General features: G+C 67.1%; 1 protein-coding gene. It reads right to left on the reverse strand.

Annotated features, from left to right (window positions below):
• The coding region (locus tag SB764_RS42480) for an oligopeptide/dipeptide ABC transporter ATP-binding protein (RefSeq protein ID WP_410867104.1) at positions 1-255 on the reverse strand (255 nt) is incomplete at both ends.

A 255-nucleotide genomic window follows, 5' to 3' on the forward strand; every position in this document is an offset into this window, starting at 1 on the left:
GGTGTGAACGTTGGCGTCGCCGCTCAGGTTCAGGGGTTTGATGCAGCGCACGCGCGCTACTTCAGCGTGACCTTGCATCGGCGCCAGTGCCGGCCGCGCCTTCATGCAGTCGTCGACCACATACTTGCAGCGCGGGGCGAACAGGCAGCCTTTCGGCCGGTCGTCACGCCCGGGCACCATGCCGGGCAACGCAGCAAGCCGCACTGCGCCCACATTGTGCTCGGGAATCGCCGCCAGCAACGCTTCCGTGTACGG

The sequence above is a fragment of the Paraburkholderia sp. SIMBA_027 genome (assembly GCF_046535315.1).
Classification (GTDB): domain Bacteria; phylum Pseudomonadota; class Gammaproteobacteria; order Burkholderiales; family Burkholderiaceae; genus Paraburkholderia; species Paraburkholderia tropica.